The sequence below is a fragment of the Mycobacterium sp. genome, assembly GCF_046091765.1.
Classification (GTDB): Bacteria; Actinomycetota; Actinomycetes; order Mycobacteriales; family Mycobacteriaceae; genus Mycobacterium.
In genome coordinates this window covers 1-14788 of sequence record NZ_JBJTCF010000044.1, presented here as the reverse complement: position 1 = coordinate 14788, position 14788 = coordinate 1, and the positions used below count along the sequence as shown (strand labels likewise).

16 protein-coding genes are annotated in these 14788 nt (G+C 67.2%); 6 read left to right on the top strand and 10 right to left on the bottom strand.

What is annotated here, in order from left to right:
- The 3 genes from ACKOB8_RS03970 to ACKOB8_RS03960 form a co-directional block, all read left to right on the top strand.
- Positions 1 to 247, top strand: a 247-nt coding sequence (locus tag ACKOB8_RS03970) for a hypothetical protein (protein WP_526375867.1), incomplete at its 5' end; no start/stop codon positions are given.
- A gap of 542 nt (positions 248 to 789) precedes the next feature.
- The gene (locus ACKOB8_RS03965) at positions 790 to 2331 is read left to right on the top strand and encodes a GMC family oxidoreductase (RefSeq protein ID WP_526375865.1); all 1542 of its coding nucleotides are present in this window, start codon (positions 790 to 792) and stop codon (positions 2329 to 2331) included.
- Positions 2328 to 4514 carry an MMPL family transporter gene (locus tag ACKOB8_RS03960; RefSeq protein ID WP_526375863.1) on the top strand — a complete coding sequence of 729 codons (2187 nt, stop codon included), beginning with the start codon at positions 2328 to 2330 and terminating at the stop codon, positions 4512 to 4514. The genes ACKOB8_RS03965 and ACKOB8_RS03960 overlap by 4 nt, the downstream gene beginning before the upstream one ends.
- Before the next feature lie 32 nt (positions 4515 to 4546).
- On the opposite strand, the gene ACKOB8_RS03955 is transcribed toward ACKOB8_RS03960, so the two are convergent.
- Both ACKOB8_RS03955 and ACKOB8_RS03950 read right to left on the bottom strand, forming a co-directional pair.
- Entirely contained in the window at positions 4547 to 4975 is a 429-nt protein-coding gene (locus tag ACKOB8_RS03955; RefSeq protein WP_526375861.1) for an SgcJ/EcaC family oxidoreductase, read from the bottom strand.
- Positions 4960 to 5460 (bottom strand): hypothetical protein, encoded by a 501-nt coding sequence (locus ACKOB8_RS03950; RefSeq protein ID WP_526375859.1) that lies wholly within the window; start codon positions 5458 to 5460, stop codon positions 4960 to 4962. The genes ACKOB8_RS03955 and ACKOB8_RS03950 overlap by 16 nt, the downstream gene beginning before the upstream one ends.
- A gap of 147 nt (positions 5461 to 5607) precedes the next feature.
- Here ACKOB8_RS03950 and ACKOB8_RS03945 point away from each other — a divergent pair, with 147 nt between their 5' ends.
- A complete protein-coding gene (locus ACKOB8_RS03945; RefSeq protein WP_526375857.1) occupies positions 5608 to 6948 on the top strand; it encodes an adenylate/guanylate cyclase domain-containing protein in 1341 nt (446 codons plus the stop codon).
- On the opposite strand, the gene ACKOB8_RS03940 is transcribed toward ACKOB8_RS03945, so the two are convergent.
- From ACKOB8_RS03940 to ACKOB8_RS03925, 4 genes are all read right to left on the bottom strand, one after another.
- Positions 6945 to 7442, bottom strand: coding sequence for a Dps family protein (locus ACKOB8_RS03940; protein WP_526375855.1), 498 nt, complete (start codon positions 7440 to 7442; stop codon positions 6945 to 6947). The two genes, ACKOB8_RS03945 and ACKOB8_RS03940, sit on opposite strands and share 4 nt — an antisense overlap.
- 65 nt (positions 7443 to 7507) lie before the next feature.
- Entirely contained in the window at positions 7508 to 8260 is a 753-nt protein-coding gene (locus tag ACKOB8_RS03935; RefSeq protein ID WP_526375853.1) for an amino acid ABC transporter ATP-binding protein, read from the bottom strand.
- Between the two features lie 23 nt (positions 8261 to 8283).
- Complete coding sequence (locus ACKOB8_RS03930) at positions 8284 to 9201, bottom strand: amino acid ABC transporter permease (protein ID WP_526375851.1); 918 nt, start codon at positions 9199 to 9201, stop codon at positions 8284 to 8286.
- On the bottom strand, positions 9202 to 10131 hold the full coding sequence (locus ACKOB8_RS03925; protein ID WP_526375849.1) for an ABC transporter substrate-binding protein: 930 nt from the start codon (positions 10129 to 10131) through the stop codon (positions 9202 to 9204).
- Positions 10132 to 10226: 95 nt separating this feature from the next.
- Here ACKOB8_RS03925 and ACKOB8_RS03920 point away from each other — a divergent pair, with 95 nt between their 5' ends.
- Both ACKOB8_RS03920 and ACKOB8_RS03915 read left to right on the top strand, forming a co-directional pair.
- On the top strand, positions 10227 to 10841 hold the full coding sequence (locus ACKOB8_RS03920) for an HdeD family acid-resistance protein (RefSeq protein ID WP_526375869.1): 615 nt from the start codon (positions 10227 to 10229) through the stop codon (positions 10839 to 10841).
- Between the two features lie 71 nt (positions 10842 to 10912).
- Complete coding sequence (locus tag ACKOB8_RS03915) at positions 10913 to 11455, top strand: DUF4190 domain-containing protein (RefSeq protein ID WP_526375847.1); 543 nt, start codon at positions 10913 to 10915, stop codon at positions 11453 to 11455.
- Here ACKOB8_RS03915 and ACKOB8_RS03910 read toward each other — a convergent pair.
- The 4 genes from ACKOB8_RS03910 to ACKOB8_RS03895 are packed head-to-tail and all read right to left on the bottom strand — an operon-like array spanning position 11452 to position 14630.
- Entirely contained in the window at positions 11452 to 12333 is an 882-nt protein-coding gene (locus tag ACKOB8_RS03910; RefSeq protein WP_526375845.1) for an acyl-CoA thioesterase, read from the bottom strand. The genes ACKOB8_RS03915 and ACKOB8_RS03910 overlap by 4 nt on opposite strands.
- Before the next feature lie 28 nt (positions 12334 to 12361).
- A complete protein-coding gene (pyk, locus tag ACKOB8_RS03905) occupies positions 12362 to 13777 on the bottom strand; it encodes a pyruvate kinase (protein ID WP_526375843.1) in 1416 nt (471 codons plus the stop codon).
- Between the two features lie 51 nt (positions 13778 to 13828).
- Positions 13829 to 14239, bottom strand: a complete 411-nt coding sequence (locus tag ACKOB8_RS03900) for a DUF2752 domain-containing protein (protein WP_526375841.1) — start codon at positions 14237 to 14239, stop codon at positions 13829 to 13831.
- Positions 14232 to 14630, bottom strand: coding sequence for a TM2 domain-containing protein (locus ACKOB8_RS03895; RefSeq protein ID WP_526375839.1), 399 nt, complete (start codon positions 14628 to 14630; stop codon positions 14232 to 14234). The genes ACKOB8_RS03900 and ACKOB8_RS03895 overlap by 8 nt, the downstream gene beginning before the upstream one ends.
- Positions 14631 to 14788 lie beyond the last annotated feature (158 nt).

Here is a 14788-nt window from a genome sequence, read left to right as displayed (position 1 = left end):
GGTTTGGCCTACGGTTGTTTCCTCTATGGAGGAAAGACCGTGGGTGTCAGACCCGGACGCCATTGCTGACCAATTGATTCGCGACTACCGCGATGGCGGACCGGATCAGGGAAACCTTGACGCCGTTGCGACGATGATTTCATGGATCAACACAGCTAGCTTTCATGGCTCAGAGTTCACTGAAGACGACTGGATAACGCTGGTGCAGGAATTGGCGCGGCGCGCGGCGTGGCCCGATGCGCCGTAAAAGGTTTCCCGACCGTTGCCATGCGGACTTTGCCCCTCCCCCCGGTGGTCTCCGCAACTCGCGGCGTAGGCGGGCAGGAGAGAGCAGCGCCCAAAATCCACACGGCAATGTCGGAGCGTCGGCGTACCGTCCGGTTCACCCACGGAAAGGACACAAAAATGACCATGCCCAACGACCCGCTACCCCCGGTACTTGATTTGCGCGGGATTGAGAACGGAGAACTAGACCCGACGACGATTGCCATTCTGGAGCGCATCGCGGCGGGAGACCAATCGGTGCAATGCCTGGTGGTAAGGGACGGCGACAGCCCACCGCCGCCGGCGCTCGACTAACTGGGCGTCGGGACGTGGCCACCGCGTGGCCACAATTTGGCCACAGTCACAGGTATCTACGGTGATGAGCGCTGACCGTGTTTTGCGGTGTTTTCCCACGAAAACGCCCCGAGCAGCAGCGGTGAAAACAGTTCGAGTCTCACCGAGGGCACCAGTGACCGCGGCTCCGATGCCGGTTCGGCCGGCGTCGTAGCGACGTAAGCTTCGGCGATGCAGAGCGATTACGTGGTGGTGGGCACCGGTTCGGCGGGTGCGGTGGTGGCCAGCCGGCTCAGCGCGGATCCCCGTGCCGACGTCGTCGTCCTGGAAGCCGGCCCGAGGGACAGCGACAAATTCGTCCACATCCCGGCAGCCTTCTCCAAGCTGTTCCGGGGCCCGATGGACTGGGATTACCTCACCGAGCCGCAAAAGGCGGTGGGTGGTCGCGAAATCTATTGGCCGCGAGGCAAAGTGCTCGGGGGATCCTCGTCGATGAACGCGATGATGTGGGTTCCCGGGTTCCCCGCCGACTACGACGAGTGGGGCCAGCATGCCGGTGCGGAGTGGGACTACGCGCACCTGCGGCCGTATTTCGACCGCGTCGAGAACGGCGCACTGGTCATCTCCCCCCAGCGAAGCCCGCGGGCGTCGACGTCGGCCTGGCTGCGAGCCGCCGAGCAGGCCGGCTACCGGCTGACCGAGCCCGGGGAGCCGATGACCGACGGCTTCTGCGAGACGGCTGTGACCCAGCGCCGCGGCGCGCGCTGGAGCTGTGCCGACGCCTATCTCAAACCTGTGCTCTACCGGCGCAACCTGCGGCTGTTGACCAACGCCACGGTGCGCAGGGTGCTGATCGGCGGAGGTCGGGCGGTCGGGGTCGAGTTCGACGACGCCGGCGGGCGCCGGCAGACCGTCTGGGCGTCTCGCGAGGTCATCCTGTGCGCGGGGGCGGTGAACACTCCCCAGCTGCTGATGCTGTCCGGAATCGGCGATGCCGCAGAGCTCTCCGAGTTCGGCATCGATGTGGTCCGCCATGCCCCCGAGGTCGGCAAGAACCTGCTCGACCACCTGATCGCCCCGCTGGGATTCGCGGTGCGCGACGACAGCCTCTTCGACGCCGAGAAGCCGGCTGAGCTGGCCAACTACCTGCTCCGGCGCCGCGGCATGCTGACCTCCAACGTCGGTGAGGCCTACGGATTCGTATGCAGCCGCCCCGAGCTCGAGTGGCCCGACCTCGAATTGATCTGGGCGCCGGCCCCCTTCTACGACGAAGGAATCGGCGAGGCGTTCGGCCACGGCATCGCCACCGGCCCGGTACTGCTCAAACCCCGCAGCGCCGGCACGGTCGCCCTGCGCTCGGCGGACCCCGCCGCCAAACCGGTCATCGATCCCCGGTACCTGTCCGACCCTGAGGGGCTAGATCGGGCGGCGATGATGCAGGGCCTGCGGGTCGCCGCCACCATCGCCCGCTCCCCCGCCCTGTCCGGCATCGTCGGCGACGTCGTCCGCCCGTTGCACGCGAGCACGCTGGACGACGAGACCCTCGAACGCGCTCTGGACAGCTGTTCGCACACGCTCTATCACCCGGTCGGCACCTGCCGGATGGGCCGCGACGACCGTAGCGTCGTCGATCCGCACCTGCGGGTGCGCGGGGTCGCCGGCTTGCGGGTGGCCGATGCTTCGGTGATGCCGTCGATCGTCCGCGGTCACACCCACGCCCCCGCGGTCGTCATCGGGGAGAAAGCCGCCGACCTGATCGCCGCGACGCAATGACGGCCGCGCTGTACCGGCTGGGCCTGTTCTGCGTCCGCGCCCGCTGGCCCATCGTGATCGCGTGGGTTCTCCTCGTCGTCGTCCTCGGCGTGGGGGTTGTGGTTACGGGACCCCGGCAGGCAGATGACCTGACCGTGCCGGGCAGCGACAGTGCGCAGGCCACCGCGCTACTCCAGGAGCGCTATCCGAGCGGGGCCCAAGAGCAGAATCCGATCGTGGTCCGGGCTCCAGACGGATCAGCGCTTACCGCCCCCTCCACGCGGTCTGCGCTCGAGTCGACGGTGCTGGCCGCACGATCTGCGCCCAACGTGGCATCGGTGAGCGACCCGTACACGACTCCCGGCGGACTCAGCGCTGACCAGAGCACAGCCGTCATCGTCCTGTCCCTGCAAGGCCCGGTGGACGGTTACACCGCCAACCAAGCGCAGGCCGCCGTCGATGCGATCCAGAAGCCCCTGCAAGGCGCCGGCCTCGAAACCGCCGTCGGCGGCTCGATCGGTGAAAAGCTTTACTACGCGCAGAGTGTTCGCGGCTCGGACAACAGCAGCAGTTGGGTCGGTATCGTCTTCGCCCTCCTGATCCTGTTGCTCACCTTCGGCTCTGTGACCTCGATGCTGCTTCCGATCGTCAACGCCCTGTTCGGGCTGATGACCGGGCTCAGTGCGATCATGCTGCTCTCGCACGTCGCCGTTCTGCCGACCGCCGCACCGGCGCTGGCCTCGATGATCGGCCTCGGGGTGGGGATCGACTACTCGATGTTCATCCTCGCCCGGCACCGCGAGCAGATCGCCGAGGGCATGGGAATCCCCGAGTCGATCGCGCGGTCGGTAGCGACGTCCGGCGCAGCGGTGGTCTTCGCCGGTGTCACGGTCATCCTGGCGCTGTGCTCGCTGGCGGTCACCCGCCTGCCGCTGGTCCGCTCGATGGGAATGTTCTCCGCGGTAGCGGTGGTCACCGCGATCCTGGCCGCGGTGACCCTCATGCCGGCGCTGCTGGCGATCGCCGGAAGCAGGGTGGATTCCTTGCGGCTGCCGTGGGCGCGAACCGGCGCAGGCGATCACCGGGGTTGGGAGCGCTGGGGGCGGCTGATCGCCGATCACCCCTGGCCTGCCGCCATCGCGTCCACCGCGGTTCTGCTGTTCATGGCGATTCCGGTGCTCTCGCTGGACCTGGGGCAGATCGACACTGCGGCCGCGCCGAAGAACTCGCAGATCAGGATCGCCTACGACATGATCGCGAAGGGCTTCGGCCCCGGGGCGAACGGTCCGCTGATCATCGCTGTCGGGCTCCCGGGCACACCGACCGACGACGGGGTCCTCGCCCGTCTCGAGCAGCGGTTGAGCGCTGAGCCCGACGTCGTTGCACTGCTACCGGCAAACGTCAACGCCGCACGCACCGCCGCCGTTCTCGAGGTCATCCCGCGCTCGCCGCCACAGGCCGAGGCGACCGCCAATCTCGTGCGGCGCATCCGGTCACAGACAATCCCACAGGCGCTGGGTGGCACCGGTCTGGTCGCTCACGTCGGTGGAATCACCGCCGCCTACATCGACGTCGCGGACGCCATCCAGGACACCCTCGTCGAATCGATCCTTGTTGTTGTCCTACTCAGTTTCCTGCTCTTGATCTTCGCTTTCCGCTCGCCACTGATCGCCGCCAAGGCCGCTCTGATGAACCTGCTCGCGGTGGGTGCCGCCTACGGAATGCTCGTCGCCGTCTTCCAATGGGGCTGGGGCACCCGCTTCATCGGACTCAGTGGCGAGGTGCCGATCACTTCGTTCGTACCGGTGCTGATGTTCGCCATCCTGTTCGGCCTGTCGATGGATTACGAAGTGTTCCTGGTCAGTCACATCAAAGAGGAACACGAGGCCGGCGCGCAGGACAAGATCGCGGCGATTCGCGGACTCGCACGCAGCGCACGGGTGATCACCTCTGCCGCACTGATCATGGTGTCGGTTTTCGGAGCTTTCATCCTGTCCGAGGACCCGACCATCAAGCAGTTCGGCCTCGGCTTGGCGTTCGCCGTCGCCCTGGACGCCACCGTGGTCCGCTGCGTTCTGGTTCCCGCCCTGATGGTGCTGGCGGGCCGGGCGAATTGGTGGCTGCCCGGCTGGTTGGACCGGATCCTGCCCCGCGGCGGTGTCGAGGGCACCGAATACTTCCGCACCGATACCGCCTTGTCGTAGCAACACCCGCATCGGCTCTCACGCATCGGCTCTCACGCATCGACATTGTGATAGGCGACCACCCGCCAGGTGGAATCCGCACGGACCAGGACCTCCATCAGGTTGGTGAGCAACCTGCCATCGTCCGCCGGCGCCACTCCCTCGGGCAGTCGCTGAAAACCCGCCAGCGCGCAGGCGACATCGACGATCGCCACGTTGTCGGCGGGAAGCCAGACCCTTTTGATGGTCATCTCCAGCGTGCTGCCCGCAAAGGGGCCGTCAAACAGGAGGCGATGCCGTTCTTCGAAGGGCTCCCGCCCGACGAACATCCTGCTCTCGATATTGGTGAATGACATCTCCGGGTCGCAGTCCCGCGCGAACGCAGCGGCATCGCCTCGGTTCCAAGCATCCTGCTGACGGTTGATGATGGCGGCGATGTCCGGCCGGAAGGGATTCACCACGGAGGTCAGCCCGCCGCGCACCCGGAGAGGAAGAGCGCAGCCGGGATCTGCGCATCACCAGGTGCCGTTGTGGTGGTCGGATTGGTTCCGCAGACATCGGCCCTGTCCTTGAGCACCCAGAACTGACCCTCCTGCTCGAAGATGAAGGACGTGGGTGCGCCCATCTGCGGGTTGTCCTTGCTCGCCAGCACGCCAGTGGTGACCGCCCAGCCGTCGGCACAGTTCAATTGATCGATCGTGTAGACGTTGTCCGGTCCGAGGGCCCTCGCGGCCCCGGTCGCCGACTCGGCCAAAGCGGCCTTGGTGCATTCGGTCATGCCACCGACCATCGGGGTGCTCGACGCCGCCGCCCCGGCAGACGGCGCGGGGCTTCCGGAGAACGTGGTGCCGGCCGCCGACGGGTTCTGCTCACCGGCGGAGCACCCGCTCAGTGCGGCCAGGGCCAGCGCGGCGAGTCCGGCAGACGCACATCCGGTGCGGGCGCGTCGCGCGGTCGTGCGGTTCATGGTGCCTCCTGACATTTACCGTGGTACGCCAGGTTACGGACTGGCAGGAATCGAATCGCCGCCGGACCGCGCTGACCGGCAACCCGCGATACCCCGGCCCACCACCGGCATCAGGATCCGGCGGTCGCCGCCGACTAGGCTGGGAGGATGCGGTCTGAGCATGGACGCGCCTCCCGAATTCTCTCGGAGAGCCCCTTCCGCTGGGCGGACTGCGAGCGCCTGCAGCGCCGGCCACCGGCGCGCAACCGACATCGGGCCGAAGCCGCCGGCCGCCCGCAGCGCGTCCTTGCCGTCGCCACCCGGATCGCCGCGGCGATCACCGCGTTGCTGGGGATCGCCCAGACCGTCACCGGGTCCGGCGTCGCCTACATCGGTCTGATCAACCTGGTCACCGCCGCGGTGCTGTTGGCCATCCCGCTGCTCAACCGGTTCGGCGACCTCTGGGGCGCGCTGGTCTTCGTGGTGGTCTCCTTCTCGTCGCTGACCTTCGTCGGGTTGCGGATCGGCACCGATTCCGGCGTCCAGTTCTACTACCTGGTGTCGGCGTCGCTGGCGGTGCTGGTGCTCGGCCTCCGTCATCTCGTGCTGGCGGCGCTGGTGACGGCGATCGGCGCCGCGCTGTGCGTGGCCCTGCAGTTCCTGGCCCCGGCCGATACCGGCATCCAGCCTCGCTGGGCGGTCGACGCCGCTTTCATGTTCACCACGGTCGGCGCGACCATACTGATTTTTGCCACCGTGTGGTACGCCATGCGCGAGGTGGATCGCGCCGAGGCGGCGATGGACATCGAATACAACCGCTCCGAGGCGCTGCTGGCCAACATCCTGCCGGCCAGTATCGCCGAGCAGCTCAAGGATCCGTCCCACGGCGTCATCGCCGATCGCTACGACGCAGCCTCCATCCTGTTCGCCGACATCGCCGGATTCACCGAGCGGGCCAGCGAGATTCCACCCTCGGAGTTGGTGCGCTTCCTCGATCTGCTCTACACCACTTTCGACCGGCTGGTCGACCGCCACGGACTGGAGAAGATCAAGACGACCGGCGACTCCTACATGGTGGTCAGCGGCGTGCCCACGCCGCGGCCCGATCACGCCGAGGCGATCGCCGACCTCGCGCTGGAGTTGTCCCGCGCGGTGGCCAATCTGCGCGACCCCCGGGGCGAGCCGGTGCCGCTAAGGATCGGTATCGCCGCGGGTCCGGTGGTCGCCGGTGTGGTCGGTGCGCGCCGGTTCTTCTACGACGTGTGGGGCGACGCGGTGAATGTCGCCTCCCGGATGGAATCCACCGACGTGGAGGGCCGCATCCAGGTTCCCCACGATGTCTACGAACTGCTGAGCGACACGTTCGTCTTGGAGGAGCGCGGCGAGATCGCGATCAAGGGCAAGGGCGTGATGCGAACCTGGTACCTGATCGGCCGTAAGCCCTTGCGCGAACCACTGCCGGATCTCGACGAGCCCGGTAGAGCGCAGAGCCCGGCGAACTTTACCTAGGCTTTGCGGTTCTCCGACTTGATCAGCCAGGCAAGCTTCTCCAGGCCTTCAGTCACCTCGTCGAGAACGCCCGTGGTGTTCGGATCCTCGTCGTCCACATCCTCGCGGACCTCTCGAAGGGTCTCGACAGCGGCGTAAATGGCCGCGCTGATCTGGTCGACCGCGTCGTCGCTGTTGATCTCGTCGGCGGTGATCGCCGGAACGGTCGTCGTGGCGGAGACGGTTTCCGAGCGCCCGTCGGGAACCGCGTCGAGGGCACGCATGCGCTCGGCAACCGTGTCGCTGGACACCCTGACGAAGTCCACCAACTCGTCGAGTTGCAGGTGCAGGTCGCGGAAGTTCGGGCCGACCACATTCCAGTGCGCCTGCTTGCCCTGCAGCTGCAACTCGATGAGGTCCACCAGCACCCGTTGGAGACTGCCGGTGAGCCGCGGCGATGCCCGGAAGCCCGCCACCTCGTGCCGATTACGTCGATTACCGGTCTTGCCTGCCATGACTGTCCTCCTGCTCGGCTCTTTCTGACTCCAGTGTAGGAGCAGGTCCGGCGAGACAGGTCCGGCTACATCACCTTCGAGAGGAACGCCTTGGTGCGCTCATGTCGCGGATGGCTCAGGACCTCCCGGGGCGGACCGCTCTCAACCACGACCCCGGCGTCCATGAAGACCAACTGGTCGGCCACCTCCCGGGCGAACCCCATTTCGTGGGTGACGACGATCATCGTCATACCGGCGGCGGCAAGCTTCTTCATCACGCTCAGCACCTCGCCGACGAGCTCAGGATCCAGCGCCGAGGTGGGCTCGTCGAAGAGCATCAGCTTGGGGTCCATCGCCAGTGCGCGGGCGATCGCGACCCGTTGCTGCTGGCCCCCGGAGAGCTGGGCCGGGTAGGCATCGGCCTTGTCGGACAATTCGACTTGGCGCAGCAGGTCGCGGGCGCGTTCAACGGCGGCCGCTTTCCGGGTTCCTCGAACGTAGACCGGCGCCTCGACGATGTTCTCCAGCGCGGTGCGGTGCGGGAAGAGATTGAAGTTCTGAAAGACCATGCCGATCCCACGACGCTGGGCGGCGGCTTCCCGGGTGGACATCTCGTAGAGCCGACCGCCGCTTTCGCGGTAGCCGATCATCTCGCCGTCGACGTAGAGACGCCCGGCCGACAGCTTCTCCAGATGGTTGATGCATCTCAGGAAAGTCGACTTGCCCGAGCCAGATGGGCCGACCAGAACCATCACCTGGCCGCGGTCGACCGACAGGGTCACACCGTTGAGCACCTCCAGCGCGCCGAAGCTCTTGCAGACCTTTTGCGCGTCGACCATCGGTTGACCGGCCCCCGCAACACTCACCGGGGCCCGTTCCCCAGGCCGGCTTTGGCGGCAGCGAGCTCCTTGAGCTGCTTGGCGGTGAGCGTGCGCGAGATGCCCCGGGAGAAGTGCTTCTCCAGGTAGTACTGGCCGACCATCAGCACGCTGGTGATGGCCAGGTACCAGGTCGCAGCCACCAGAAGCAGCGGGATCGGCTGGAAGATCACCGCGGAGATGTCGCGGGTTCGGGTGTAGAGCTCCAGGGTGTAGGGCACCGCGGTCACCAGAGATGTCGTCTTGAGCATGCTGATCAACTCGTTGCCGGTCGGGGGGATGATCACCCGGGTCGCCTGCGGCAGGATGACCCTTCGCATGCTCAGCCACCAGGACATGCCCAGGGCGGTCGACGCTTCGGTCTGACCTTCGGGCACAGAATTGATCCCCGCCCGGATGATCTCGGCCATGTAGGCCGCCTCGTTGAGCCCCAGCCCGACGATGGCCAAGACGAATCCGATCGACAGATCCTGCAGGTTCAGCTGGAAGAACGAGGGTCCGAACGGGACTCCCACCGTGATGTTGCGGTACAGCGTGGGAAAGAGTCCCCAGAACACCAGTTGGACGTACACCGGCGTGCCGCGAAAGATCCACAGATAGATCCACGACGCGGAGCGAAGGACCGGGTTGGGCGACAGCCGCATCACCGCCAGCGCCACCCCGAGCACGACTCCGAGCAACATCGCCCAGAAGGTCAGTTGCAGGGTGTTCCACGCGGCCTCGGAAACCCGGTGGTCAAAGAGGTACCGGCGGTACGTGGCCCAGCCGTAGGCGTCGTTGGTCGCCGCGCCGTAGAGGAAAAGCCCGACCAGGAGCAGCGTGAGCCCCGCACCCAGCCAGCGGCCCGGATGGCGCAGCGGGATGGCCTCGATCGGTTGCGGGGCCGATCGCTGCTCGGTCATTCAGCCGACGGCGCCGTTGATGACCGGCTTGTCGATCATTCCCGCTTCAAGGCCCCAGTTCGCCGCAATCGTCGTGTAATCGCCTGTCTTCATCAGATGTTCGAGGGCCCGCAGCAGCGGCTGCGCCAGCGGTGAGCCCTTCGCGACCGGCCATCCGTAGGGAGCGGAGTCGAAGATCTCGCCGGCCGCCTCGAGTTTGCCGCCGCTCTGTTTGACCGCGTAGGCGGTGACCGGGGAGTCAGCCGACATGGCGTCGGCCTGGCCCAGGACGACGGCGTTCGTCACAGCGTCCTGCCCGTCGAATTTCACGATCTCGATCTCCGGCTGCCCCCGATCGACGCAGGCTTTGCTCTTCGCCGGCAGCTCATCGGTCTCCTGAATGGTGGCAGCCTGGACGGCGACCTTCTTGCCGCAGGCATTTCGCGGATCGACCGGCTCGCCGGAACGCTGTGCCCACTGGGTTCCGGCCGAGAAGTAGGTGACGAAGTCGACCTCCTTCTCGCGCTCCCTGGTGTCGGTGAACGAGGACATACCGACGTCGTAGGTGCCGCCCTGGATGGCCGGGATGATCTTGGCGAAGTCGGATTCGCGGTACTCGGCCTCCAGACCCAGCGTCGCCGCGACCGCGTTCATCAGATCGACGTCGAACCCGACGATCCGGCCCTCGGAATCCTTGAACTCGTTGGGCGGATAGGGCAGGTTGACCCCGACGACCAGAACGCCGGCCTGGGCGATGTTCTCCGGCAGGGTGGCGGCGATCTCCCCGACCTTCGACGGGCTGACCGCCACCGACGTGGCAGCGGGTCCGGTGCCGGGCTCCGATCCGCTTTCGGTGTTGCGCGCGCAGCCCGCCAGCAACAGCATGCCGATCGTCCCGATCAGCGCCGCCGCACGCCAGCCCGATCCCGCTCGCCTCTGATGTCTCCGCATCCGTCACTCCTCTGACCAGGTCGCGGCTTGGCAGCAGCGCTGTATCCCACGGACGGTAGCCGAAATCCGGCGTGTCGACTGGCAGAGCAGCACCGCTGTGCCACACTGCGGTCATGACGGATTCTGCCCCGCAGCCCCGCCTCTTCCAGCATCTGTGGAAGTCCACCCTGTTGACCGGCGTCCTGTCGGTGATCCTCGGTGGCCTGGTGCTGTGGTGGCCCGGGCCCACCCTGCTGGTGGCGGCAGTCATGTTCGGCGCCTACCTGCTGGTGTCCGGAATCGCCCAGATGATCTTCGCCTTCAGCCTCCCGGTCTCAACCGGCGGCCGGGTTCTGCTGGTGATCAGCGGTGCCGCGGCGTTGATCCTGGGCGTGCTGGCCTTCCGCCAATTCGGCCGCGGCGACGCGTTCCTGCTGCTGGCCATCTGGATCGCCGTGGGCTTCATCTTCCGCGGGGTGGCGACCACCGCGGCGGCACTCGGTGAGCCGGGCGTGCCCGGCCGGGGCTGGAACATCTTCTTCGGCGTCATCTCGGTCATCGCCGGCATCATCGTGCTCGCCTATCCGATGTCCTCGCTGGTGACGCTGACCCTGGTGGTCGGAATCTGGCTCATCGTGATCGGCGTGTTCGAGGTCATCGCGGCGCTGAGCATGCGCAAGACCGGCAACGAGGTCCGCGCCGGGATCAGCGAGGCGCTGGGCCGGTCCTGACCGCGCAGCATCCGCCCGCCGCCCAGCGGCGGGTAACCTGACGCACGTGTCCCACGACATGAAGCGCCGCCATGACTGAGAACCCTCCCGACAGGCCGGGAACCCCGCCGCAGGGCGGCAGCCTGCCGCCGGACGCACCGCCCTATCCCCCCTACCCGTACCCCTATCCGCCCGGGGCTTACCCCGGCATGCCGGCGTATCCCCCGCCGCCGGGGGGCTACCCGATCCCGGCCGCTCCCCGCAACGGGCTGGGCGCGGCCGCACTGGTGGTCGCCATCGTCGCGCTCATCGGATCGTTCTCGGTGATCGGCGGCATCGTCGGCGGCATCGTGGCCGTGGTGCTGGGACTGGTTGCCCGCGGGCGCGTCAGGCGCGGCGAGGCCACCAACGGCGGGGTGGCCCTGGCGGGCATCCTGTTGGGTGTTTTCGCGGTCGTGGTCGGGCTGGTCTTCATCGGGGTGTGGGTCGGCCTGTTCCGGGAGGTCGGCGCCAGCGACTACTTCGACTGCCTGCAACGGGCAGGACAGGATCGCACGCAGGTGCAGGCGTGCGCCGAACGGTTCCGCCAGTCGGTGGAGGACCGATTTTCGGTGACCGGAACGCCGGCCCGCTAGCCGCGTTCCCCGCGCTCTGATCTGCCGAAGTGCTTGACGATCCCCTCCTGGGCGACGGTCGCGACGATCTGGCCGGCGCGGTTGTAGAAATGGCCCATGCCCAGGCCGCGTGACTCCGCCGCCGCCGGGGAGGCCGTCGCGTAGAGCACCCAGTCGGAGAAGTCGACCTGGCGGTGAAACCACACCGAGTGGTTGATCGTCACCGCGAAGATGCGGTCCCACCCCCACGACAGGCCGTGGGTGGTGATGATCGAATCCAGCACTGTGGTGTCCGAGGAGTAGATCATCGCCGCCGTGTGCAGCACCGGATCGGCGGGCATCCGGCCTGCGGCTTTCATCCACACCTGATTGCGGGCGAGCCGGTCACCCTTGTGCCGCATCACCCACGCCGGGTCGTTGGCGTAGCGCCACTCGATGGGCCGCAGGGCATCGACGAAGATGGGCACGATGTCCTCATAACCCACCAGAAGCTCGTCGATGGTCGGCAGATCGTCGGGTTCGGGAACCTCGGGTGCGGTGAGGCTGTGTTCCAGACCCTGACCGCCGGAGAGGTAGGACACCAGTGCGGTGGCCAGCAGTCGGCCGTGCTGGGTGACGTCGACCCGGCGATTGGCGAAGCGCCGCTCGTCGCGCAACCGGTGGACGCGGAATTCAATGTCACTGGCGGGGTCCCCGCCGGCAATGAAGTGCACCGCGAGCGCAGTCGGGGGCAGGTCATGCTCGAGCGTGCGACTGGCGGCCACGAAACCCTGCGCCATCAGCTGGCCACCGAAGGTGCGGATCGGATTCTTGCGCGGGTGGCGACCGGCGAAGACATCGTCACCCGCCACCGAGAGATCCAAGATGCCCAGCAGTTCGTCGAAATCGGACTTCGGCACTGGGCAGCCTCTCAGTGATCCGTGACGACTAGTGGTCGTCCTCCCCGATCCGGTGGACGTGTATCAAGTTCGTCGAGCCTACTGTGCCCGGCGGGGCACCGGCGACGATGACGACCAGATCGCCTCGCTGGTAGCGGCCCAACTCCAGCAGCGCGTGGTCGACCTGCCGGATCATGGTGTCGGTGCTGTCCAGGTGCGGAACGATGAACGTCTCGGTGCCCCAGGTCAGCGCCAACTGACCGCGCAGTCCGGGCTCGGTGACGAACGCCAGCAGCGGCAGCGGCGGGTGCAACCGGGCCAGCCGGCGCACGGTGTCACCCGAGGATGTGAACGCCACCAGCGCCTGGGCCTGCAGGCGCTCGCCGATGTCGCGGGCCGCATAGGAGATGACGCCCGCCTTGGACCTCGGCACGTGTTCCAGCGGGGGCGCCGCCTTCGAATCCTGCTCGACTCGGGTGATGATCCGCGCCATGGTCCGGACCGCCTCCAGGGGGTATTTCCCGACCGAGGTCTCACCGGACAGCATCACCGCATCGGCGCCGTCGAGCACCGCGTTGGCGACGTCGGAGGCCTCCGCGCGGGTGGGCCGGGAGTTCTCGATCATCGATTCCAGCATCTGGGTGGCGACGATGACCGGCTTGGCATGTTCGCGGGCGATTTGGATGGCCCGCTTCTGCACCAGCGGGACCTCCTCCAGCGGCAACTCCACGCCGAGATCGCCGCGGGCGACCATCACCGCGTCGAAGGCCTGCACGATCGCCTCGAGGTTGTCGATCGCCTCGGGTTTCTCGAGCTTGGCGATCACCGGCACGCGGCGGCCCACCTGGTCCATCACCTGGTGCACCAACTCGATGTCGGCCGGCGAGCGCACGAAGGACAGCGCCACCAGATCGACGCCGAGTCGGAGGGCGAACTTCAAGTCCTCAATGTCCTTGTCGGACAGGGCCGGGACGGAGAAGGCCATGCCCGGCATGGACAAGCCCTTGTTGTTGCTCACCGGCCCGCCCTCGGTGACCGAGCACACCACGTCGGTGCCGTCGATGTGTTCGACGACGAGAGCCACCTTGCCGTCATCGACCAACAGCCGGTCACCCGGGCGGGCGTCCTGCGTCAGCTGCCTGTAGGTGGTGGAGACGCGGTCGTGACTACCCACACACTCCTCGACGGTGATCCGGATCCGCTCTCCGTTGGCCCACAACGTGTGCCCGTCGGCGAACCGACCGAGCCGGATCTTGGGCCCCTGCAGGTCCGCGAGGACACCGACCGCCCGTCCGGTGGTCTCAGCAGCCTGACGAACCAGCCCGTAGGCGCTCTCATGGTCGGCGTAGTCGCCGTGGCTGAAGTTCAGCCGCGCGACGTCCATTCCCGCGTCGACCAACGCCCTGACCATGTCGTCGCTGGTGGCCGGACCTAAGGTGCACACGATCTTGGCTCGGCGGGTCACGACGTCTGAGCATAGTCCGTCTGATCCCGTGCGGGGATCGCCTCGGCGGGTCTAGGAGCCGAACGTTGTTGGAACGAGCGGGAAACCAGGAAGGTTGCGCAGGATCGTCCACGCCAGCGTCGCGGTCACCATCACGATCAGCGCGGCCGGTGTGAACGCGCGCCGGCCGCGGCTGATCCGCCACACCGACCAGATTGCCAACAGCGGCAGCGCGGTCAGCACGAACACGTTGTCGACCGCAGCTGCGGCAAGATCACCGTGGAGCAGGTCGTGAGTCATCCGCAGGCCACCGCAGGCGGGGCAATACCAACCGGTCAGCAAGCGAAACGGGCACGGCGGGTAGAGCGAGCCCGGCTGGTGCGGGTCGACGAATCCGGTGTAGGTCAGCGCGCCGGCCGCGAGCACGCCGAGTCCCAGGCCGCCGTAGCGGGCGACCCGGGCGGGTGGCCATCGGTTAACCATCGCGCAGCGGGCGGCCCTGGGGATCGCGAACGCTTCCGGTGAAGATCAGGACCGCGTCGATGATCCCCCAGATGATGGGCACGACGATGCCGAACCCACAGGTCACGAAGCTGATAAGAAGACCGACGAGCAACTGGGTGATGCCCAGGCCGGTGTAGCCGAGATAGATGCGCCCGACACCGAGGATTCCCATCAACCCGAGCAGCTGGAGCAGCCCGCCCGCGATCTTCGACTTGTCCGAGAAAGGTTCGCCGGTGAACGGGTGGCGGCCGTAGGGCGCCATCGGGTCGGGGTAGTAGCCCGGCGGGTAGTAACCGGGGGGAACCGGCGGCGGGAAGGGTCCGTAGGACGGCGGAGTTCCCTCCGTTCCGCGAAACGGCGGTTCGGTCATGGATTCAGCATGCCAGAGGCCTGCAGGCCGAAGGCGTGCCGCTCGCCTGGCCGGCCGATTCCGCGCTGGCCTGACGGCAGGCGCGGGGGCCCCGCGCGCGCCGCGCCTACATCGCGCCCAGCGCCGCCTTTTCGTCTTCTTCCTGCTGCAGCGAGAAG